This window comes from Thomasclavelia ramosa DSM 1402 (genome assembly GCF_014131695.1).
GTDB lineage: Bacteria > Bacillota_I > Bacilli_A > Erysipelotrichales > Coprobacillaceae > Thomasclavelia > Thomasclavelia ramosa.
The window spans coordinates 2156139-2179910 of the sequence record NZ_CP036346.1; the positions used below are offsets into that span (position 1 = coordinate 2156139).

General features: G+C 31.0%; 12 protein-coding genes. All 12 read right to left on the reverse strand.

The genetic code is table 11. The features are described from left to right. Positions 1-13 precede the first annotated feature (13 nt). The 12 genes from EYR00_RS10500 to EYR00_RS10555 all read right to left on the reverse strand — a co-directional run bounded on the left by EYR00_RS10500 (position 14) and on the right by EYR00_RS10555 (position 23698). On the reverse strand, positions 14-2056 hold the full coding sequence (locus EYR00_RS10500) for a cysteine peptidase family C39 domain-containing protein (protein ID WP_003536385.1): 2043 nt from the start codon (positions 2054-2056) through the stop codon (positions 14-16). Positions 2057-2110: 54 nt separating this feature from the next. After that, positions 2111-3334 (reverse strand): AfsR/SARP family transcriptional regulator, encoded by a 1224-nt coding sequence (locus EYR00_RS10505; protein ID WP_224209015.1) that lies wholly within the window; start codon positions 3332-3334, stop codon positions 2111-2113. Between the two features lie 231 nt (positions 3335-3565). Beyond that, positions 3566-5389, reverse strand: a complete 1824-nt coding sequence (locus EYR00_RS10510) for a hypothetical protein (protein ID WP_003536381.1) — start codon at positions 5387-5389, stop codon at positions 3566-3568. 167 nt (positions 5390-5556) lie between these two features. Continuing rightward, entirely contained in the window at positions 5557-17844 is a 12288-nt protein-coding gene (locus tag EYR00_RS10515) for a SpaA isopeptide-forming pilin-related protein (protein WP_003536380.1), read from the reverse strand. 22 nt (positions 17845-17866) lie between these two features. Beyond that, positions 17867-19048, reverse strand: a complete 1182-nt coding sequence (locus EYR00_RS10520; RefSeq protein ID WP_008791375.1) for an AfsR/SARP family transcriptional regulator — start codon at positions 19046-19048, stop codon at positions 17867-17869. Positions 19049-19192: 144 nt separating this feature from the next. After that, entirely contained in the window at positions 19193-20248 is a 1056-nt protein-coding gene (locus EYR00_RS10525) for a type IV pilus twitching motility protein PilT (RefSeq protein ID WP_003536378.1), read from the reverse strand. A 1-nt stretch (position 20249) separates the two neighbouring features. Continuing rightward, positions 20250-20630 (reverse strand): hypothetical protein, encoded by a 381-nt coding sequence (locus EYR00_RS10530; protein ID WP_003536377.1) that lies wholly within the window; start codon positions 20628-20630, stop codon positions 20250-20252. Continuing rightward, complete coding sequence (locus EYR00_RS10535; RefSeq protein ID WP_003536376.1) at positions 20623-20991, reverse strand: type IV pilus modification PilV family protein; 369 nt, start codon at positions 20989-20991, stop codon at positions 20623-20625. Before EYR00_RS10535 ends, EYR00_RS10530 begins: the two co-directional genes overlap by 8 nt. A 9-nt stretch (positions 20992-21000) precedes the next feature. Then, positions 21001-21450, reverse strand: coding sequence for a DUF4860 domain-containing protein (locus tag EYR00_RS10540; protein ID WP_003536375.1), 450 nt, complete (start codon positions 21448-21450; stop codon positions 21001-21003). Next, the gene (locus EYR00_RS10545) at positions 21443-21742 is read right to left on the reverse strand and encodes a hypothetical protein (protein WP_003536374.1); all 300 of its coding nucleotides are present in this window, start codon (positions 21740-21742) and stop codon (positions 21443-21445) included. Before EYR00_RS10545 ends, EYR00_RS10540 begins: the two co-directional genes overlap by 8 nt. A gap of 10 nt (positions 21743-21752) precedes the next feature. Beyond that, positions 21753-22781: a type II secretion system F family protein gene (locus EYR00_RS10550; protein ID WP_003536373.1), complete on the reverse strand. Its 1029-nt coding sequence runs from the start codon at positions 22779-22781 to the stop codon at positions 21753-21755. 11 nt (positions 22782-22792) lie between these two features. Beyond that, the gene (locus EYR00_RS10555) at positions 22793-23698 is read right to left on the reverse strand and encodes a transglutaminase-like domain-containing protein (protein ID WP_008791371.1); all 906 of its coding nucleotides are present in this window, start codon (positions 23696-23698) and stop codon (positions 22793-22795) included. Positions 23699-23772: the final 74 nt, after the last annotated feature.

Consider the following 23772-nt stretch of genomic DNA (forward strand, 5'->3'; position numbering starts at 1 on the left):
ACAATTACCTCATTTACTTATATATTTTTCCATCTCTAATTATAGCACAGTCAAATAATTCATTCACTAATTTTGTTTGATGCGCTACGATTATCATAATCGTATTTGGCAAATTATCATGTATGTAGCTTATAATTTTCTTAGCTTTATAATCATCTATATTGCACAATGCTTCATCCAAAATAAGAACTTCTGGTTTTTTTATGATAGCTCTGATAAGCATTACTATCTGGGCTTGACCTGACGATAAAGGCTGACCATCTGTTTCAATAATCAAATCAAGACGGTCAAGATAGTAATTTAACCCAAATATCTTTAACAATTTTTCCATCAGTTCCTCCTCTTTACTATTCAAAATCAAGTTAAATCGCAATGATTCATGATAAAAAACAGGTTTTCGATCTAAATAAATAATCTTTCGATACAAAGAATTAGTATCAATATTCATTAAATCGATCCCATTAATATAAATATGCCCCTTTAATAACTCATCATACTTCATCAGTAATTTAAGTAAGGTTGATTTTCCCACCCCAGTATCACCTTTTAACCATAATGAACGTTCAATCTGAAGATCCAAATGTTGAAGAATCGGCTTACTATAACCGTAACTATAGCTAATATGATCAAAACTAATCTTACTGATTCGCCCCCTTATTTTTTGCTTTTTTTCACTTCTATTAGGAATAATCTCTTTATAACGCTCATATAAAATTAAAATTTCATCTTTCTTAATAATAAAAGCAATAACATTAAACATTGGTTCAATCATATACGATACCAGCATATAGAAAAAGATAATATCACCAACACTAATACTTCCTTTTTTATAATGAAAACTAGCCAATAATACAACGCCAAAAGATAATAATTGAATTAATGTTTCACTAATAAAATTCAACTTATTTAATTCACTGTCCCGTTGATAAAGGCTATAATTATATTCCTCAAATAAATAATTAAGCTTTTCTTTAATAAATTTTTTCAAAAAAAACTGATGGCTATTATAAATATTTTTCAAATACTCAAGATGTCCTTGATTCATTATTTCTTGGTTTACAACAATTTGTTTATTTAAACCATTAACTATTTTAAGCCATTTAATTGTAACGATAGTAATAATACTTAAAAAAGCTATTACAACCAAAGCTAAATTCATTGAAAATAGTATTAAGGCACTTAACAAACCAATAATTAAAATTAAATCAACAAATAGGGCCATATAAAAATGAATAAAAAAATCACTTAGCTGAAACAAATTTTGAACTTTTGTAAGAAGAACTCCTTCTTGATTTCGATAATAATAACTAAAGGGAAGATACAGCATATTTACGACACTTTTATTTACATATTCTTGATTTAAATATCGCTGAATTTCTATTTCCAATTGTTTCCTTTGAAAATTGATCATGATTCTAATCCCACTTATTATCATAAAAACACCTGTAAAAATTAAAATCATAATATAATTCATCCCATTGATTTGATCTACTAACCCTTGGAAATAATATGATCCTAAAACACTACAGCAAGAAATCAAAATAGCTTTAGCAACAAGTCTGATAATATAACAGTAATTATTTTTTAAATGAAGTATTATGAAACTAATAAAACTTTGTTCCTGATGTCGACTAGAAACTCTGTATCTTCCAACATGATGAATGCAGATACAAATTCCTGTATAATCTTTTTCAATCGACTCTTTTGTTCTTTTGGTTAACCCATGGGCAGGATCACCAATTAATAAGTATTTTTTTGTTGCCCGATATAACACCACATAATGTGTTAGTTCACCATTTAAAAGATGAATTATACAAGGTGATTTTGTCTCCTTTAGTAATGTATTTAAATCACTTTGATAAGCTTTAGCATCTAAATGATACGATTCAAAACATTTGATTATTCCATAAACACTAATTCCCTCATTAGTCACTTTACAACGTTCTTTGATTTCTTTGATTTCAATATCTAAATGATAATATTTTAAAATCATTTTAATGCAGTATGCTCCACAACTATAATTATTATCTTGTTTGTATATTGGGTATTTAAACATAATAAAAAACCTCCTATTATCATTTACTAACTAAGGAGGAAAATTACTTCTTTTTTATTGAAGTTTTAAGATATCTTCATCATCTATATGCATTTTTGCTACTGCAATCGCTGCATAACTATAATCTATACTAACTCGTTCATATTTATCCTGGGCTAAAAAATCCTTCTTAATGCGATTAATCGCTTTTACTACTCCATTTTCATCACAATCAAGCAAAATCAAAAATTGTTTCATACTATATTTACAAACAATATCACCTAATCTTAATGAATTTAAAATAACTTTTTCTAAAATATTGGATGTTTCTTCTAAAACAAGATTATAAATTTCTAAATTATTTTTAATATAATTTTTAGGTGTAATAGTCAATACTGCTAACGTCTTTTTAGTTCTATTACGAATTGATTTTCGTGCTTCCAAACGATATGACTTTTTAAAAAAATCATAATCGCAACTATATGCACCTCTCGTCTTTGTTTCAATCAAGTCATCTTGAATAGAAAAAATATTTCTTTCTTCAGCATTATTGACATTATAATTTAAATAATACTTCATTTTCCTAATCGTTGCATTTCCCAAATCATCTTTTAAAGCGGAAGTGACTTTATTATAGTGTTCTTTAGCTAAAGTTATCTTATCTTGTTTAACTAATGCAAGAACTAAAATAGCATTAATGTTCTCATCAAGATAATTATCAGCTAAATTTTTCATACAAATTTCTTCAATAATTCCATACTCTTCCTTTTTTAAATAAAATTCAATCAAGAATCGTGATACATTTAAAAATTGTGAGTTCAAAAAACCTCTAATAATCGATAACTTTTCCACATTTTCTATCATTGGCAAAAATTCACCACTATATCGATAATAAGCTTTCATATAATATTTAGCTCTTATTTCCTCATCATGAATCTCATTTCGTCCTAAACGATGATACAAGGTAAAGTCATCTACATCAAAAATCATCTCTATTTCAGGATTCCAATAATATGTTCCTTGTGAAGATAAAATATAATCATACTCACCTAAATTATTTTTTAAAATGGTTCTCAAACGATAAATCAAAGCCTTTAACGCATTAGCTGGATTATTTGATTCACCTGAAGCAAACATTAATTCTTGTAAATCATTAGAACTTAATTTACGACGATGATGATAAATAATATAAGCTAATAATTTAGCCAACTTGGGTGAATTAATTATATTAAAATCTAGCCAATGATCTTCATCCAATTTAATCACATAGGCATTAAAAAAATCAACCTTAAGTTTCACTAAATCACCCCCACTAATAATATTATAATTAATAATTTCTAAAATTATCAAAATTAACATAAATAACATAATTTTATTATTTATTTTTTAACCCGCAAACTCTTCTTAACATTATAACAATCACCCTAATATATGTCCATTAAATTAAACTATGTTTCTTAGTAATAATTAAATGTAAAAAGCAATCCAATTAAGAATTGCTTTTACTAAGGATAGGAATGATCAAATTATTTATGCCTGTTGAGCCTTTTTCTTTTTGATTACAAAAGCAATGATTCCAGCGATTATTGCAACAGTTGCAAAACCTCCACCGATTACATAAGCAGTATTATTACTAGTTGACTTATCACCCTTTGCCAATGGTGTTTCATTTTCATCAACTACTTCAGTTTGTGGTTCCTCATATGGAACGATTTGTCCATCTTGATCTACTGTTGTAACTGTTCCATCTGGATTAGTAATCATTGGATTACCAGTTCCACCATCGATTGTAAAATTAGTTCCTCCTGGAGTAGTAGCAGCCAAATCCGTCCCAGTTTCACCAGGAATAAATTCTATTTCATTTTGTGTATCATTAACATCACGATAAACCATTACATAGTTTCTTCTTGTTGAATAAAAATCATGTGAATAACTAGTTGCTTGTCCGCTCATTAATACATACGTTGTTCCATTAGCCTCATATTGTGCAGGAACTTCAATATTTAGTTCTTGACCAACATTGGCTTCTAATTTAGTTGTGTATAATGTATCTTCTCCTACATATGTGTTTGAAACATTCATATATGTTACAGATACTTCATATTTATCAACTTCTAAACCTTTTTCATTAAAATAAACATTGTATTCTGTAGTTTCCTCACCAAATTTATGAGTAATTGTACTTTCTTGATTTGGACTTAAAACATAAGTCTTACCATCAATTTCAACAGTTGTGTCAACTTCAATTGTTTTTGTTTTTCCAGGATCAATTGTATATTGATGAATTTGTAAATCTTCTCCAGTTGCTAAATCAACATAATTTACTTGAATTGGTTGTGGTGTATTTTCATCAGTAATAACTTGTTTATATTCTACTTGGTATGTTTTTGTTGCATCACCAAAAGTATGAGTGATTTTAGCTCCATCAACTACCTCGTATTGTTTTCCACCCTTCATAAATGTTTTAGATGGTGTATGATCAACAGTCTTATCTTTTTCTACTAACAATTTTTTCGTTAAAATTGCACTACCAGTAGCCTTATCTACATATTGAATATAGATATTATATGGCTTACTAGCTACATCATCTTGAACTTGATAGCGAACAATTGATCTCATTTGACCTTGTGCATAAGTTTGACTTACTGTTGCTTTTTGCCCAGCAATTCTTTTATAAGTTCTACCATTGATTGTTGAAACGAACGTTTCTGGTGTATTAACAGAACCACCATTAGCTTCTGTTACTTGATAAGAAAGTATCTTATGCTCAACACCATCTTGATCAATCAAAGCAACTGTACTAGTATATGGTGTTTGTGCTCTTTTTGTATACTTAAAATCAATTGAACGTGTTCCATAAGGAACAGATATATAGTTATTACCATTAATATCATAAACACTGCTTCCAAGTGTGATCGTACTTGGTGCAGTATAGGTTCCATTATTGTTATAAGTACAAGTTACTGTTTTAGCACTCATTAATTCTGTCCCATCAACTGTACTAAATGTTACATTAATATAGTATTGATTTAAACTAGCAATTTCTTGAACGGCCGCAGCATCTTGTGCTAATACTGTCAAATGTGAACTACCATTTACAGCAGGTACTTCAATTCGCTTAGTTTCACCTCTTGCAATACTAACACCGTTAGTCTCACCTGTTCCAGTTGCCTCCCATGCAAATGTAGTTGCTTCTCCATTGTTTTTTACTGTGAAAACTCTAGTATCAGGATTGTTAGAAACAGCTGTCCCTAACATTAAATTTGAAGCAGCTTCAGCATTGATCATCACTCCTGTAACTGGCATAACAATCATCGCTAGAACCACTAATAATCTGAATAATTTCTTTTTCATAGGTCATTCCCCCTTTAAATCTTTCAATCCATTTCCTTTTTACACACTTATAATAGCATTCGAGTATCACACTCTTATCACAAAAAACAATAAAATTAGCAAATAGTCAAAAAACTTTAATTTATCATACAAAGAGGCAGGTTTTAATCTGCCTCTTTATAAATTAGCTAGATTTTCTCAGCTTTTTTAGCTTTTCTTTTTTTATTTGATACAAAGTATACTGCTCCTAAAGCCAATATTGAACTAAATCCTAAGACAACATATCCATTTATATCAGAACTATCACCAGTTGCAGTGCTGCCTGTTTTAGTTAATTTTGTATCTGTTGGGTCATATACTCCACAATCCCATGTCATATCATATCCATCTTGATCTAAATAGAATGAACGGGTATAATACCAAACTCCATCTTCGCTATAAATACCATCACTATCTTCAGCACTATCTTCACCTTGAGTAGACAATGTAACTTTGTATTTTGATGGAATTTCAAATTTAACTCGATAATATCCTTCTGATAGCTCATTGAAAATATAATATCCTTGGCTATTTGTATAAGTTGTACCTACTTCTTGCCAATCATTTTCATCAGCAATATTACCTGTTAAATTAGTTTCTAAAATAACTTTAATACCTTCAATACCTGTTCCATTTTCATCTTGAATGCCATTGACATTTGTATCATACCAAACATAATCACCCACAGAACCTTTTGATTGAACGATTCCAGCATCCCATGTTAAATCTACTGTATTATATGCTAAATCAATAGTTTGAGTTGGGAAACCAAGTCCTGGTACATATTCATTTAAAGCATTAGAATCTAGTTCTGGATCATCCCCAGCATATGGAACTGTCAATTTTGTAGTAAGTGGTAAATCAAAGATTACACGATATTCAATACCAGTATAAGTTGAACCCTTTAAGTTATCAAAACGATATCTACCATCTTGATCAGTTATTGTATTTGCAATTGATGTCCATACTTCTTCACCTTTTTGTCTAGCAAACAAATATACTGGTACATCCGGCATCACGATATCTGTTTCATCTTGAAGACCATCAGCATTAACATCTTTGAAAACATAGTCTCCTAAACTGCTATACAATCTTGCACCACCATCAACATTATCAACTCTTGTATTGACAGGAATATTAATAACTCCTGTATATCCCGACATCCTATTCTCATTAGTCTCAATATGATAAGCCACATCACTATCAAGCGTATCATCATCACCAACATCTGCTTCAATAACCTTATATCCTTCAGGATATGTGAATTTAACAACATATGTTCCAGAATCTAAATAATCAAATAAATAGCTTCCATCTTCACCAACTACAGTAGATGCGACTAATTCTGTTGGGATATTATTTTCAATTCCAAATTCTTCATCAACCCGATATAATTCAACAATCGTACCAGGTAATTTGATATCAACATCTTTACCATCACTATCTTGATAATTTTGAATATCAGAATAATCACGATCTTCAAATGCAACACCAGATATTGCACTATAAACTGTTAACCCAGCATCAATTGTCATATCACTTGTATGATAAGCTAAATCAATTACTTCACTACGAGCAATTAAAGTATTCTTATTTTCATCAGTAATAGTTGGATTAGAATCAATTGCACTATCTGTTGTTCCACCATTTTTAGTAAAGTAGAAACGTTCCGCGTGTCCACCACCCATTGTTGGTTTAACACCACGAATATCAAATTCAACAACATAACTTCCATCTTCTAAATCAGTAAATAAATAGTAACCATTTTCATCAGTTCTAGTAGTTTTTTCTGGAGTACCACTAACCTCACCATTAGTTACTGTATAAAGATTTACAATCACATCTTTTACACCAGTTTCTTCTGGATCTTGAATACCATTTTTATTTTCATCAAACCAGACAAAATCTCCTAGAGATCCTAATGCAACGTATCCTGCATCTAATGTTAAATTAGTTTCTCCTACTAAGCTGCCATCAGCTTGTTTAGTTGCGGTCAAAGTAAATAATTCTGTCTTACAATAATCATCCTTATTAAGATCATTTCCAATATTAGAATCAGCTTCAATTTGTGGTTTTCCATCAACATCTTGAGCGTATCTTTGAGTTGGCTCATATTTATATAAAGACTCATCTTCTGGAATAGCAAATTCAACTTGATACTGATAATACTTGTTACCAACATAATCATTTGGATTAGTTGATGATGAATCCGTCTTACCATCTTTTAAAACATTACAATCTTGATTTGTAAATTCATATTTACCACTGGCATCAGTCAAAGTTGTTTCTGAATCTAATTCTTTAGTTACTTTTCCTTCATTTTGATTAATCGTTGTAACAAATTTATGCAATGTTACATTTAAACCTTGAACCGGTAAATCATTGCTATCTTGTAAACCATCACGGTTCATATCATAGAATGCATAATCACCGATTGTTCCTTTAGGTAATGCAATTTCAGCTTTAACTTCAAGATTTTCAACAATATCACTGTCATTTACAGTATCTAGACCAGTACGTTTAACTGCAACTAAAGCAGAGTTAGACATTAACTTACCAGATACTTTCTCTAAATCTGAAGTACTGTACTCAGGAGCAGACATGTTGACATGCAATTCAATTGACTGATTAGGTTCTAATGGCGCATTAGAGAAATCAAATTCAACAGCAATAGCACTAACTAGTCTTAAATCAATATCATTTGATGCTTCTATCCATTGATGAGCGCCGCTTGTCCAATCATCATCATCCATATTACCATATACAATTGGCAATTCTTCTGAAGCAGTTTTACTTGTACGGGCATCTTGTTTCCATTCATCCCATTTAGTATCTTCACTTTCACCAACACAATAGTAGACTTTATAAGAAACACCTGGTGTTAAACAATCTACATAATTTAAAATTGGTGATTTATCAAGATTTGTAACCCTTGCAGTATAGTTATCATTTGTACGATTAACTAACGAGTCACCTTCAAATGGTAAAATATCTACAACACGCGCCTTACTAACAGCACGATCTGATTTTTCACCATTTTTAAATACAATCTTATAATCCAAATCTTCGCCAGGAGCTGTTTTAGCAATCTGATTATTATTTAAATAATCATCATCATAAATACCTTTAACTTGTTTATAGATTGATAAATAATTTTGTTCATTGATTTTAATGATTCCGTTACTATTTGGATACTTTAATCCATCACCGGTTTCATCTGGTTTATTAGTAATTTCATCTAGCACACTGTCAGCAACAAGTGTATTGTAACTAGAACCTGTAGCGGATTCGACAGTAAAACTATTTCCATAAGGATTTTCAGCTGACAAAGCAATAATTTTTCCACTAGTAAAGTATGCTGGTGCCCATAATGTTGTGCTAGTATCATTAATTGAACTAGTTCCTTTATAACTAATCTGTATCTTCATTCCAGGTTTAAATTTAAAATCTTCACCTAAATCAATTGTTATCTTCTTAGTTTTTGATGTCGTTTCAACTAATTGATTATTTTCAACAACACGAGCAGGAACATCATTAGTATAAGTAACAGTATATTCATCTGGTTCTAATGCTTTACCTGAGGTATCTCCATCATGTTCAAATACTATTACTTGGAACCTAGTTTGTAAATCTCCTATACTATAACTATTATTATTTAGTGACATACCGATAGGTAAATCAAAACTAATAATTGGTTGTTCAATAATTTCATTTTCCTTAGTTGATTCATTTTTAACAGTAATTACACTTTCAATAGTTTCACCTGGCTTATAAGTTTTATCCTTCTCACCAGAAACAATTCCTAGTGAAACTCGAGGAGTTACTGATTCTTTTAAAGGATAATATAGATTTACTATATCTGAAACTTTTGTATACTGCGCATTTTGATCATTACCTTCATTATCTTTAAGTGTATAGTTATATGTTACACTTGTTTGGTTTGAAACTCTTCTAACTTCATGAACAGTCGCATCTGAAGGACGTTTATTAAATGTCACATTCACATCAATTCCTGTAGCATTAAAATTCTCTGCAATTAAGTCCTTGCTAACAACATTTGTATATACTACTTTGATTTTTAATGCATTTAAACCTTCTAAACTAATTCCTTGACTATTCGTTGAGACATCAGCAACTAAACTATTATTAGTCATCCATTCATCACTACCAGCTGTTTGATAGTATACTCGAGCTTGAATCTTATTACCATTTTTATCAGTTGCACTATGAACTGTTACAGTATTAACTACATAAGGTGCATCTGGCATATATTCAACCGAATTACCATTAGCATCATAATAATACATTTTAATTAAACTATCTTCCACTTCAACACTTCTTACTGGTACATCATTTTTAGCTTGAGCATATTCTCTCAATAAGAATGTTTCTGTATCCGCAGCATCTAATAATGGTGTTTCAACAGTCTTTGCAGTTAATAAAGTGTTATTATCACCATCAATATACTTTATGATCTTACCATCAATATCCATAATATCAGATTGCTTTTTATTCTTAAATTCAAGATAGTTTTTACTCTGTTCTGATAAAATAACTGTTTCATCTTGGACTGGATATACTTTTACAGATTGTTCGATGTCATGATACTTGTCATCAAGAGTATAACCATCAGGCGCTTTAATTTCTGTAACTACATAAGTTGTACCTTCTTTATTAGCTGGCAGTAATTCTGTTTTAGCTATTCCATCTTCATTTGTAGTAATAATAATTGGTACAAAACCACTATCGTTAGGATTAGTTATTTTAAATACTGCCCCTGCTAAGTTTTCATTAGCATCACTTGTCTTTTTAACAACTATTTTACCCATATTAGAATGGTTGATTATTTTACCATCTGTATTTGGTAAGTATTCTTTTACTGTACTTTGTCCTGATTCAACAGTAACAGGATACACAATAGTATCAAGTTCAAAACCGTCTAAAGTCGCAACTTCTTTTACATAATAATTTCCAGCAGGAACATCAGTCCATATAATTTTACCATCTTTACCAGTAGTTTTTACTGTTTGAACTAAGTCACCAGATTCTTGGTACAATCCAAATTCAACACCTTCTAAGACTTTATTTCCCACATTTGAATAGTTACTGCGATCATCATATTTAGTAATAACCACTTTACCAAGGGCTTGATTAACCACTGTATTTGCATCTTTAGAAGTAACTGTTGTCACTTTGCCGGCTTCAATCGTAAATTCAATTGGCTGCATAATCTCGAAATTGTCTGGCGCAGTGATTTCTACTAACTGATATTTACCAGTTTCAATTACCGAAGATTCAAATTTACCATCTGTATTTTCTATCGTAAATGAATCCAAATAATTCTCATAATCTCCATCTGTATTCTTTTTCATCAATTGGAAAGTAGCTCCACTTAAACCTTTTCCTTCAGGATCAGTTTTAGTAAATGTAAACTTACCAGCTGTTGTCGTATTAATAATAGGACCATGATTTTGAGCATCATCTGTTTTTCCAGCTTCGGTATAAACAATATTTTGTTCTCCTTCAGTTACCTCAACAGCATATACATCATTCATAACTGTTTCATCATAACCATCAGGAACCTTCGTTTCAACAAATAAATATTTTCCTTTTTCTAAATTATCAAAGATGACAATTCCTAAAGTATCACTATTTTTTACTATTCCATTAACCTTTTCATCATCTTGCAGTTTACTATCACCATTTACATCTTTATATAAAGTAAATTCAGCTCCAGCTAATGGGAAACGTGTAGTCTTACTATCATTTGCTCCATAAATAGACCATTCTGATATCTTTTCGATTTTAATACTTCCTAAAGGTTCATTTTCAACTTCAATAGTTGTTACTTCTCCATTAGTTTTGGTTGTAACTTTAATTCGATTAGAATCTTTGATTACATAACCATTTGGTGATATATCTTCTTGTAAATAATAAGTAGTGTTCGGGCGTAAATTATCAAAAACAATTCCTTTATCTTTTTGATACGTTGCAGTAGCAACTAAATTCCCATCCGTTTGAGCATCATATAAACTAAATGTTGTACCGTCTAACTTATCAATTTCTTTTCCAGTATGACTATCTTTTTTAATTACTTTAAGTGATTGTTTCATCATATTAGTAATTTCAATTTTTCCATCAGTACCAGTAACTTTTAGAGCCTCTACTGTGTAAGGACCATAAAGAGTATCATTTAAGAAATAATCGTTATTAGTAGATTTTTCTTTTAGTGTATATTCCCCAGCCGGTAATAATTTTGTTCTAGCAACACCATTTTTATTTGTTTTAATTGTATCGACTAAGATTCCGGATTCATTAAACACTTCAAAAACAACATCAGCTAATTTCTTTGTTTTATCATAATGATCAACTTTCGTAATTTCTAATTTGCCATAAGATGAAGTATTACTGATAACATTATCGGCTTTACCTGATTCATTACCATTTTCGTCAACTTTGACAATCTCTTTTGTAATATCTCCAGGTGTAATGGTAAACTTACCAAGATATGCATAATCCGCAAAACCATTATTTTTATTTGTAGTACCTACAGTAGTTTCTTGTAAGATATAATCACCTGCTTCTAACCACTTTTTACTAGTAACATCAGTTCCATTAACTTTGAACTGAAGCTTACCATTAGATTGTGATACTGCTGTTCCAACTAAATTAGTAGACGATAAATCTAGGGTACCGTCAGCTAATTTAACTGATTTATATACATTAAAGTTTACTCCACTTAAAGCAACCGGATTAGTTAGACCATTAGCATCTAGATAGGTTCCTTGTTTTGTTAATTCAACACTACCCTTTGGTACATTTGTTACAACCAATGGCTTCTTGACAGCATCTGAAACCGTAGTATAAACGCTACCATCTAAACCAGTAACTTTATCTGCTTCGATTGTAAATTCACGTGGTGTTGGATTCAATACATACCCATCAGTGCTAATCAAACTTTCAACCAGCACATAATTTCCAGGTTTCAAATAGTCTGTCAATACAGCATTTTGATTACCATTTGTCGTGATAGTTGAAATTGGTGTATCTTTACTATAATCATGTCCAGCCTCGTCATTTTTAGCATAAATATTGAATGTCGCTTTTATATAAGTATTTGAATTAGTACTAGACACCTTATTCAATGCTAATTTACCATAATTACTAGTATTAACAATCACATTAGAAGCATCTGCTTGATCTGAATAGAGATCCGTATTATCGGTATCAAAACCTAAATTAACTAAATATTTAGTAGTATCTGGTGCAACGACATGCTCTGGTAATGAAGTTATATCTTCTTCAACTACATATAATCCAGCTGGAGAAGGAGCTGTCATAAAGCTGCCTGTTTTCCCTGAAGAAATAGTACCAGTTGTATAAGTTACTTCTTCTCCCGTTTTAATATACCACTTATCACCTATTTTAAATGCATCAGCAACGCTTTCATTCGATTCTACAACTGGATATACTTTGAAATTAATTCCTGTTAATGCTGATTGTTCACCTGCAAATTTTAAAACTTTACTAACCCAGATCTGACGATATTTATAATTTATAAATGTAACCGTTTCATTAGTATCAGCATCCTTTAAAAAATACACCTTACCATTGACTTCAACAGTCACTTTACGAATATCTGTGTTTTTATTATAGCCAGCTGGCTGTTTTAATTCAGTAACATAATAAGTTTGAGTAGAATCAATATTTTCAAACTTGAAGTACTTATCAGTAGATACAGCTGTACTTACCAAATCATATTCTGCCCATTTTTCTGAATCAGCAATTACCTCATCTATTTCAGTTTGACTTAACTTATTCAATCTATCTGCACCAGTTTCAGTACTAAACAATCCCATGGTAGCACCAGCAAGTAATTTTTCTGCCTCATCGTATTTATAACCGATTGGATTAGTCAATAAATAGTTCTGTACTTCGATTTCGCTAATATGTTGTGCTTTGATTTCACCAACATACCACCATTCGTGGATTATTCCATAATAGTCTGGAGCTCTTACTTCTTGTAATACTACTTCTTTACCTGGATCAAGGAAAACTGAATAACCAACCCCAGGATCTTTTGAGGATTTACCATTTGCATCATATAAAACAGCTGTTCCCGAAATAATCTTTGTTGAAATCCCACTATCACTTACAGTATATTTTTTACCATCATTAGCAGTAATTGTTTGGCTTCCATTGCTATCAACGTAATAAATTTTAAACTCTGCTCCATCTAATAGAACTGTCTTATCTTCATTTGTTTTAGTTAATTTTATTTTTCCTTTTTTAGGTGTGTTTTCAAATGTAACATGCGTTGTTTTACCAGCCTCAAGTTCAACTACTTTTGGTGGTTGTTGTTCATAATCATTTTGCTGCTCAGCAGTTAAATTTTCTTCAACAATATAGAATCCCGGCTCTAATCCTGAAACCGTCTTCTCTACAACATCACTTTCAATCGTTGCTAAAGCATTACCATCTTTAACATACCATTTATCATCTTTACTAATTGCGCCATCTTCATCTGATGATACTTCTTTTGCTTTATAGACACTAAATTTTATTCCTGCTAGCGGTTCACTAACATCTTTATTATCCTTATCTAACCATTTAGCTGTTTTAACTAAACCAAGGCTGCTGTATGGCACATTTTCAATTGGATTTTCAACATAAACTTTATTTGTTTTACCTTCAACAATCTCAAATTCATGTGGAGTTGGATCAATTGTATAGTTTCCAACCACAGCTTTTTCAATTAATACATATTTCCCCGGTGCTAAGAATTCACTAGTAACCACATTACCATCAGCTTTTGTCGTAAGTACATACACTGGATCACCAGTATAATTTCCTGTTTCATTCCATTTATAAACATTAAATGTCGCTGCTACTCCAGTATCACTGTCAACTGAGCTGACCTTTTTAACTGCCACCTTACCTTTGATCAAACGGTTGACTACATCAACATTTGATACTAATTTATCATCAGTATTTGAGCCAGGCTTTACAGTTACGACCTTTGCATTACCACCTTCAACTTCAAATTCTGATTTAACATTTTTTTCAACAACCCAATATTCTCCAGCATCTACTATTTTTGAAGTAGCGATACCATCATTATTAGTTGTAACTGTTAAAAGCGTCTTATTAGTATCAGCAATTTTACGGTCCTCATCAATATTCGTACTTAACTTAGGAAAATATTCAAACGTTATATTTCCCGCTGGTTTAGCGATAGTTTCATCAATATTAAATGAAGTCTTTGTAATTGTAAACTTACCTTTAGGAACATTTGCAACAATCTCTTTGCTCTCATAAACTAATGAATTATTTGTATCATTAACTTGTGGTGCGGTAAATGAATATTCAGTCGTATTTAATGTATATCCATCCGGTGCTTTGGTTTCAACGTAATAATATGTTGCTCCAGGTGTTAATCCAGTAAAGATTACATACCCTTGACCATTAGATTCAATTCCTTCATCAATTACCTTTTTATCAGCATCTAATAATTTAAATTCCGCTTTATATAAGCCAGTATTATGATCTAAAGATGACACTTTTCTAATCATATATCCAACTAACGGATCGTTAGAAACAGTTTTACTAGTTTCTTTATTATTTTCAATCTTAAAATCAATATTTTTCGTATTAACAGCATAGCCAGTTAACTTCGAAGTTTCCTTTAAGTAGTATTCACCAGCTTCTAAAAACTTAGTTTTAGCTTTACCATCACTATCTGTTTTAATTGTATCAACTTTAGTATCATCATCTTTACGGTAAACATCAAATGTTACATTGGCAAGTGGCTCCTTTGTTTTAGAATCTATTTTAGTCACTTCTAAATATCCTAATGTAGTTGATTCATTCATGATCTCTTTAGTAGCTGTTTTTCCAGATTGAATTTCGACTGTAATTACATCTGTTAATTGATTATAGCCACTAGGCGCTTCAAATTCTTTTAAATAATATGTTCCAGCAGCTAACTCAACTTTATTAGAATTTGAACTACTTGAAACCGAATTGTTAGATTCAATTACAATTGGATTACCCGCATCATCTTTTACAAGGCTATCATCTGTAACATTTTTATTTGTATAAACATGGAATTTAGCTCCAGCTAAATTAACCGTAATAGTTGGATAATCTTTTAATGATCCTTTTTTCAAGATTTGTAAATATCCTAATTCTTCATTTTTTACTGTAACTTCATTTAATGTTTGCGTTTTTAATTCTGTCACATAATAATTTTCATCAAGTTTATAATGATTAGGTGCTTTAGTTTCTTGATATACATAAAAACCTTTAACTAAAGCTTTTGATTCCTCATTACCATTTAAAGTAAAACTGTCCACACTACTGAAATCTTCAGACTCAATAGCTATATTAGCGGTTTCTTTAGATTCAAAAGGCCCATAAACAGTAAACTCAGCACCATTTAATTTTTTTGTTTCTGTCAATGCATCAACTTTATTAATAATTAATTTACCTTTGTTCGAACTATTTACAACATATGGCACCCCAGTATTGTGATCTTGTAACATTAAAGATGGATAGTTTACTTTATTTGCTTCAACTTTAACGTCCCATTTATAAACATCCGGTTTATCATATTCTGCACTTGAAAAATCTTCCTCAACAGTATAATCACCTGCAATAATTCCTTCAAATAAGACTAATCCTTTATCATTTGAAACAGTTTCATATTTATCTCCAGTTACTTTATTGGTCAAAATAAATTTTACTCCCACAAGCGGTCCATGCTGGCTATTCGTTGCACTTGTTCCCACTTTATTAAATGCAACATAACCAAATCCTTGAGCAGTTGTAAGATTATTTATTTCTAATTTTCCATTTTCAATTTTCTTACCATCCAAATAAACTACAGCTTTATTATTTTCATTTTTAACTTCAATTTTATAAATCGTTTCACCATTAGCACTATCAACACCATCTCCAATAAATGGTAAATTGCCAACAGTTTCTTTCAAATAATATGTTCCTTCAGAAATTTTAGCAAAATTTACTTTACCATCCTTATCAATAACTTTGCTATTGCCAACTGTGTTACCATCAATATCAGTCGCAGCATTTTGACACGCTTCATCAGTATACAGTCCAAACGCTATACGTGAATCAGTATTTTGATAATAACAATCTTGTTTTTCTTGATCAAAAATAAATTTATTATCACCAACAATACTGTTGTCACCATTAACAGTAACATATTTGGTAATATCCAAATTTGTTGTTGGCGCATTTTCATCTACCCAGCCAACATTTACAGGAGCATTAGCACTTACATACTTAGGCGTATTTTCTCCCAAAGGAAGATATTTCAACTCAACCTTATTATCCAAAATAAACGGAATATCATCTTTTTCATTTGGTAAGACACGATAAGCATCTTTGCTATAATTCGCATTAATCGTATAAGTAGTTAGCATTGCAGCACCATCTGGTACATAATTAGTATCATCCGGGTTGCTTTCGTAAGTACTTATATAATAAATTTTAATTGCTTTTACAGTACCATTTTCATTTAAAACTAATTCATAATCTTTATCAGCACCTTCTTCTAGTACTTTATCTCCCACTTTGATAGAGATATTAGCAGCTCCCCCATCTTCACGTCCTGCTGGAGCAACCGGTAAAGTATCCACTAATTCAAATGTCGTACAGTTAAGCCGACCATAATTATTACCTAAATCCGTAAGATTACTACCTGGAGCGGCAGTTACTTTGTAATCGACACTATAATAGTCTTTCCCATCTATTGATTTAATCGTGTAATTATTACCATCTGCTTGCTGAATAACATTTTTCCCTACAGTCCATTCTTGACTGGCTTTTGCGGTAACTGAAGCATCAGGTACAGAGACTGGGTTAATTGTATAACTTCCATTTTCATTAACCATAGAACCTGTCATTTTCATATCAACAAACTTAGCAGTTGTGCCATTCTTAGTTGTCATATTCTTAAAATGCATTTTTAAATATAACGTACCTGATTGTCCAGCCGCCAATTCTTTACTTTTAATTGATAGAATATTTTTCCCTAGTGATGTTCTTTGTTCAATTGAATCAAAACCAGTATTACTAATATCTGTTGTTTCATCGAACTCAATATCGTTTGGCAACGTGATACTCAACGTACACTCAGTATACTTGGAAGCATCTGTACTTGCTGAAACAGCATAATAAATTGCCAAAAAGAATGAATCTCCTGAATCAGCTTGTGAAACATCAACATCCTGTCCATTGACTTTTTCTACGATTCGTGAGTTAAATGTAATGTTCGCATCAGCATTACCATCAACCGCATTAATTATGGTTCCATTTGACATCACCCCAATTAACATAGCCAATACTAACGATAAAATTCCAAACTGTTTAACCATTTTGGTTTTCTTGAGTTTTTTCATTAAATTACCCATTCTCTAATTCTCCCCCTTTTATTTATCTGATTTTCTTCAAATCATTTGTTAAAATAATCTCATCGTGTTTCTTCTTTTCATTATAACGATTAGTAATGCGATCAACCGCTATTTTTGCGCCATCTAAATCCGGTGAGGCAAGAATCAATGAATATTGTGTCATATTAAACTTTGAATAAACATCATTTTTTCTCAAACTATTTGAAATCACTTCTCTTAAAATATCTGCTTCTTGGCGAATCGCCTTTTCGTCTAAACAACCACTTGTATCAACGATCGTAAGTAAAGTTAAAATTCGTGCTTTCATCGAACGTCTTGCTGAACGAACATTGATTTGATAAATATTTTTAAAAACGTCAAAATCACAATAAAATGTATTATCATTGTTATCATCAACTGTTAGACTCTTTTCCAATTCTTCAACATCAATTTGTGTCGCAGGAGAAGTATCTAGAATCATTTCATAAATTTCTTTCAGTCGCTGTGACACTTCAATTCCATATTTACTATAGTAATAATCTACGATTTGACGATAAAATGATAATGCAAGATCTGTTTTACCTGTCTTATAATAAGCATAAAGCTTCATTTCATATAATCGTGTATCCATTATTTTTTGACTGTTTTGGTGATTACAAATTTGTAAAACCTGTTCATATAAGTTATTGTTAGCTAAAATCGTTAAAGTTTTTAAAATTGCCTCTAAACAATTACGTTCTAACAAATTATTTATTTCTAAGATCCAGTCATTATAATTAAACTCTGGTAAAACCTCTCCATGATATTTGTTGATCATTTCTAAACAGCGTTCATGCTTGCGGTAAGGATCATCTTCCTGTTCAACACGACGACAAAGTTTCAACATCTCCTCATAATCAACTCGACATTCAACTTCAGGATTCCAATAATAACTTCGTCCCTTAGATTTAATACAATCAACTTCTTTAAAAAACTGTTTCATTTCCTTTCGAGCTCGATAAATCAGATTTCTTAATGCTCCTTCCGGTTTATCAGCATTTCCATCTGGCCAAAGAAAATCAATCAGTTGTGGATTAGTTATATTAGCATTTCGATTAAGAATTAAATATACAATCAACAACTCAACTTGGGCACTTCGTTTCTTTTCTTGAGGAAATTCATTTTCCCCATCAGTGATATGCAGTCTACCTAAGGTCTTGATTTTTAATACTAATTTTTTATCCATAAAAATCACTCCCTTGTTTACATGTTTCAACATCATAATTATACTATATTCCAATTATGATATTTTCTTATTCAAAAAAATAAATCGTCTTTTTTCAAGACTTTAAATAAAATATAACCGTTTTGTAACCAAAATAATATATAATTAAAATTTTCTTTCAATCAAATTCGGATTTGATGCATACATGACTGCTGTCTCTTTTGTAATCTTATTTTGTTTATATAAATCAACGATCGCATCATCCATAGTAACCATACCAATTTGGCGATTAGTAGATATAGCATTATCAATTTGGTGCGTTTTACCATCACGAATCAATGTTCTAATTGCTTGATTACAAATCATGATTTCAAATACGGGTATCATTTTACCATCAATACCTGGTACTAATTGTTGGGAGATGACTGCATTAAGTACCATTGCCAGCTGAACTCGAATTTGCTGCTGCTGTGAAGGAGGAAACACATCAATCATTCGATCAATCGTATTAGCAGCACCAACTGTATGCAAACTTGAAAAAACCAAATGCCCCGTCTCAGCTGCCGTAACTGCAATATCAATAGTTTCTAAGTCACGCATTTCACCAACTAAAATAACTTCTGGCGCCTCCCGTAAAGCTGCTCTTAACGCAGAAACATAGTCATGGGTATCGTGATAAACTTCTCGTTGTGAAACGATACTTTTGTCATGACTATGCAAATATTCAATAGGATCTTCAATTGTAATAATGTGTGTATTTCGATTACGATTGATCTGATCAATAATACAGGCTAATGTCGTAGATTTACCGCTTCCTGCCGGGCCGGTTACTAAGACCATTCCTTTCTTTTGATTAGCTAGGTCAGTAATTACTTTTGGAATATGCATTACTTCAGGATCAGGAAGTTGAAAACTAACAACACGTAATACTGCGGCACAAGAGTTTCTTTGACGATAAGCATTGACCCGAAACCGCCCTACATTAGGAATAGAAAAAGAAAAATCATCATCGCCACTTCTCATAAATTCTTCAATTCCAGCGTTATTAGCAATTTCATAAATATCACGAATCATCCGCTCAGTATCATGTGGTGTCAAACGTTCATCGCTATATTTTGAAATTCTCCCATCTATCTTAATAGCACAAGGCGAACCTGCAACAATAAAGATATCAGAAGCCCCTTTAGTTACTACTTCTTCTAATAATTTTTTTATTTCCATTTTATTCCTCCAGATTAATTGTTTTTAAACTAATTATTTTGAGACTATCATTTTCTTGCACAAATGACAGCTGTAAAACTTGAGAATCATTTATTTTATCTTCAAGCATATATAAATCATCTTCTTTTTGATACTCGATTTGAAGATTTTCTAAACTATATTCTAAATTTTGACTATCTAATTGATAATATTTGGTTAACAGCCGTGACTCACTTTCGTAATATTGACTAGTAATATTAGCTTGGCGAACGCTTGACTCATAATAAGAATTAGCTCGCAAATATGATAATATTGCCAGTACACACATAACTAAAATCACAAAAATCATAAAAATTGATGGCGCCCCAATTCCCAAACGCATTGAAGTATGTTTCTTATTCATCGTGATTACCTCCTAATACAAAAGGCAATTCACTGATAACTTCGTTTTTATTCTTTATCATTATTTTTCCTTGAGTAATCATATCTCTATCTATTTCAATAAAAATATTATCTTTTTGATAATGATTCTCATCGATTTTTTCTACTTCCAATAATTGTTCTAAATCAGCCTGCGGATAAGCTTGCATTCTTTCAATCATACTTTGCGCCTCAATTAATGCATTTTGCAAATTAGTCCCTTGTACTTGTTTATTTTTAGCTTGCACTATAAATGAGGCACATACTGTTGTTGAAGCAGCAAAAAAGAGGATAACTATGATTAATTCCATTAAAAACGAAAATGACTGTACTTTTGATTTCATACTTTCCTCCTATCCATGTAAATAAATTGAAATACTTTTGCTAACTTGATCACGTGTAACTGTAAATTTAAATAAACGGTCTTTTTGTTCTATTTTAAAATCATCTAATGCAAATAACTTACTACCCTCTTGTAACCCCGCATGATAGTCATTACTTGTATATAATTCCTTGAGATAACCATCTTGACAATAAATATAAGTAACCGTCTTAGCAGTTTTAATTTCTAAACATTGCGTATTATCTATTTCAACAATTTTAGTCGAATCGTCACTATCATTTGCTTTTAACTTCGTGTTTAAATAAGCCAAAGGCACAATTAAATCATCTTCTTGTTGACACGTATCATTAATAACTTGATATCCTTTTATTTCATAAGTAACAATAAAGAAAGACCCAATTACAAAAAGCAAGAACAATGACAGCGAAAATAATACATGTATATTACGATGTTTATTCATAGTTCTTCTCCTTTTTAAATACCTTGATTCGTGGTTGTAAATTATCTCCTTCATAATAATAAATAACCTGATAATCTTCATCATTTAAAAGCAACCCATAATTTTCCTTCAAATACTCAATATCTTTAGGATATTTGCCTTCAATACTATAACATTTTAAACTAAGTTGATTAATTGTATCACTAACCCGTTTTAGATCCTCATTTGATGAATATGTTGAAGTAGAATTGAAAGCATAAATGCTTACCATGATTATAACTATCAGTAAGATTATCTTTAACATATTTTTCATAAATAACCTCCTATAAAGAGGACATGATACTAATTAATGGCAACATTACCGACATCAAGACTATTCCCACTACTAAAGATAACAAAGTTACAATCGTTGGTTCTATGATATTTAAAAATTGGTCTATCGCACGACTAACTTCTTCTTGAAAACTATTTGATAATTGTTTCATGATTATATCAACCTGTCCAGTTTTAAAACCGACCTGAATCATATTTAACTGCATTCCTTGATAAATTTGATATTTTTTGATAACTTCAACGAAACTATCACCATTTATGAGATCTTCATTGCATTTTTCTAAATTAGCCCTAAGCTGTTTATCATCAACTAATTTTGGTACAAACTTCATTGCCTCTTGTAAATCATAACCACTAGAAATAAACAATGACAAAGCATAAGTAATTTGAGCTTTATTTAATGCTCTTGACAATTTCCTTGTTAAAAAAGATTTCTGCACTACGTTTGACAAGACATTTACATGGGTAACGCGCTGATATAAATATCCAGCAATAATTACTATCACCAGCACTAACAAGACCGCAAAACATATCAATGAAAAAATTTGACCAAATTCCATAAAACTATTAGCATACGATGATAAATCACTGCCTAGTCCATTTAAAACATCTTTAAAAATTGGTAATACTTTAAATACAATGATTCCTACAACCACCACCATCATAATAATTAAAATGATTGGATAAGTTAAAGCCTGTTTCAGTTTATTTGTTATATCATCAATTCGAGCATAATATTCACTTAATGATTGCATAACATCATCTAAATTACCGCTCGTTTCACCCACTTTGACTAAATTAACCATATAGTCATCAAAAGCTTTAGTTAGATCGATTGCTTCACTAAAACTTACTTGTTCATCTAAATATTTAGCAACTTCTTGAAGAACCCCTTTAATGTTTTTATCATCCATTTCTTCATATACCATCGTAACCCCTTGATTAAGACTAAATCCCGATTCTAAGATCATTGCCATCTGGTTACAAAACATATATTTTTCACTCATCGTCAATTTCATCGTTTTTCTCCTTAATAACGTGCTGTTTCAACGTATTTTCCCTCATAATCATACTTAGTGCTTGCGAAAGTCGGATCCATAATCGTCCATGTATCTTTATCCATAAAAATATCCGGATTGACCCAACCCTGCCCTTTAACATAAACTTCTAACCAAGAATGATATTCATCTTTATCAGTCCCCCCACAAATCAGTCGGGCTGGAATATGATTGATTCTTAACATTGCCGTCATCATTGAAGCATAATCAAAACATATGCCCTTTTTATTGTTAATTATTTCATCTAAATTTGGAATCAAATACTGCTGTTTTGCTAAAGCTACTTTATCATCGTCATAGTTTATATAATTAGCCACAAATTCATAGACTTTTTTTATTCGTTTTAAATCATTATCTTCATCCTTCACTTCATCAATAGCTAACGTCGTAATCGCATCACCCGGTTTATAATTAACCAAGATATTAGGATATAAAAAGGGGAGCAGTTCGTTATCTAAAATAACATCAACTTCCACACTTTTTTTAATTGCATATTGGGTACCCTCAATATTTTCTAAAATTTTAATCAAATATTTTCCATTTCCCAACTGGAGTGGATAACTCACTCCTTGTTCATCCGTTAAATCATAATTTAGTTTTTGTTCATCTTTACTAATTTGAATTTTTATTCGTTTACTAACACCTGGTTTTAAAAAGGCCATTACATATCCTTGATTAGTATTAGAATAATCAACCTTCGCTACATCACTATCTAAAACCAGTGCCCCTGATGCTTCAGGATAAAGAATCTCATCAACTGTATAACTTTTTGATGTTGGATAATCACTTGGGTATTCTTGATTACTGTTATTATCACTTGAACATCCAGTAAGAAGACATGATAATACAGTGACTACCACTAGTATTCGCTTGTACATTACCATTATCCTCCTTAATTTTAATTATACACCGAAATATCTGGGATTGAAAAGAAAAAGGCAAAAAGAAAAAC

Coding starts and splice junctions, on each gene's coding strand:
- EYR00_RS10520 (WP_008791375.1), bottom strand. CDS start 19,048: ATGGATAAAAAATTAGTATTAAAAATCAAGACCTTAGGTAGACTGCAT.
- EYR00_RS10530 (WP_003536377.1), bottom strand. CDS start 20,630: ATGAATAAGAAACATACTTCAATGCGTTTGGGAATTGGGGCGCCATCA.
- EYR00_RS10510 (WP_003536381.1), bottom strand. CDS start 5,389: ATGAAAAAGAAATTATTCAGATTATTAGTGGTTCTAGCGATGATTGTT.
- EYR00_RS10525 (WP_003536378.1), bottom strand. CDS start 20,248: ATGGAAATAAAAAAATTATTAGAAGAAGTAGTAACTAAAGGGGCTTCT.
- EYR00_RS10535 (WP_003536376.1), bottom strand. CDS start 20,991: ATGAAATCAAAAGTACAGTCATTTTCGTTTTTAATGGAATTAATCATA.
- EYR00_RS10545 (WP_003536374.1), bottom strand. CDS start 21,742: ATGAAAAATATGTTAAAGATAATCTTACTGATAGTTATAATCATGGTA.
- EYR00_RS10540 (WP_003536375.1), bottom strand. CDS start 21,450: ATGAATAAACATCGTAATATACATGTATTATTTTCGCTGTCATTGTTC.
- EYR00_RS10550 (WP_003536373.1), bottom strand. CDS start 22,781: ATGAAATTGACGATGAGTGAAAAATATATGTTTTGTAACCAGATGGCA.
- EYR00_RS10555 (WP_008791371.1), bottom strand. CDS start 23,698: ATGTACAAGCGAATACTAGTGGTAGTCACTGTATTATCATGTCTTCTT.
- EYR00_RS10515 (WP_003536380.1), bottom strand. CDS start 17,844: ATGGGTAATTTAATGAAAAAACTCAAGAAAACCAAAATGGTTAAACAG.
- EYR00_RS10500 (WP_003536385.1), bottom strand. CDS start 2,056: ATGTTTAAATACCCAATATACAAACAAGATAATAATTATAGTTGTGGA.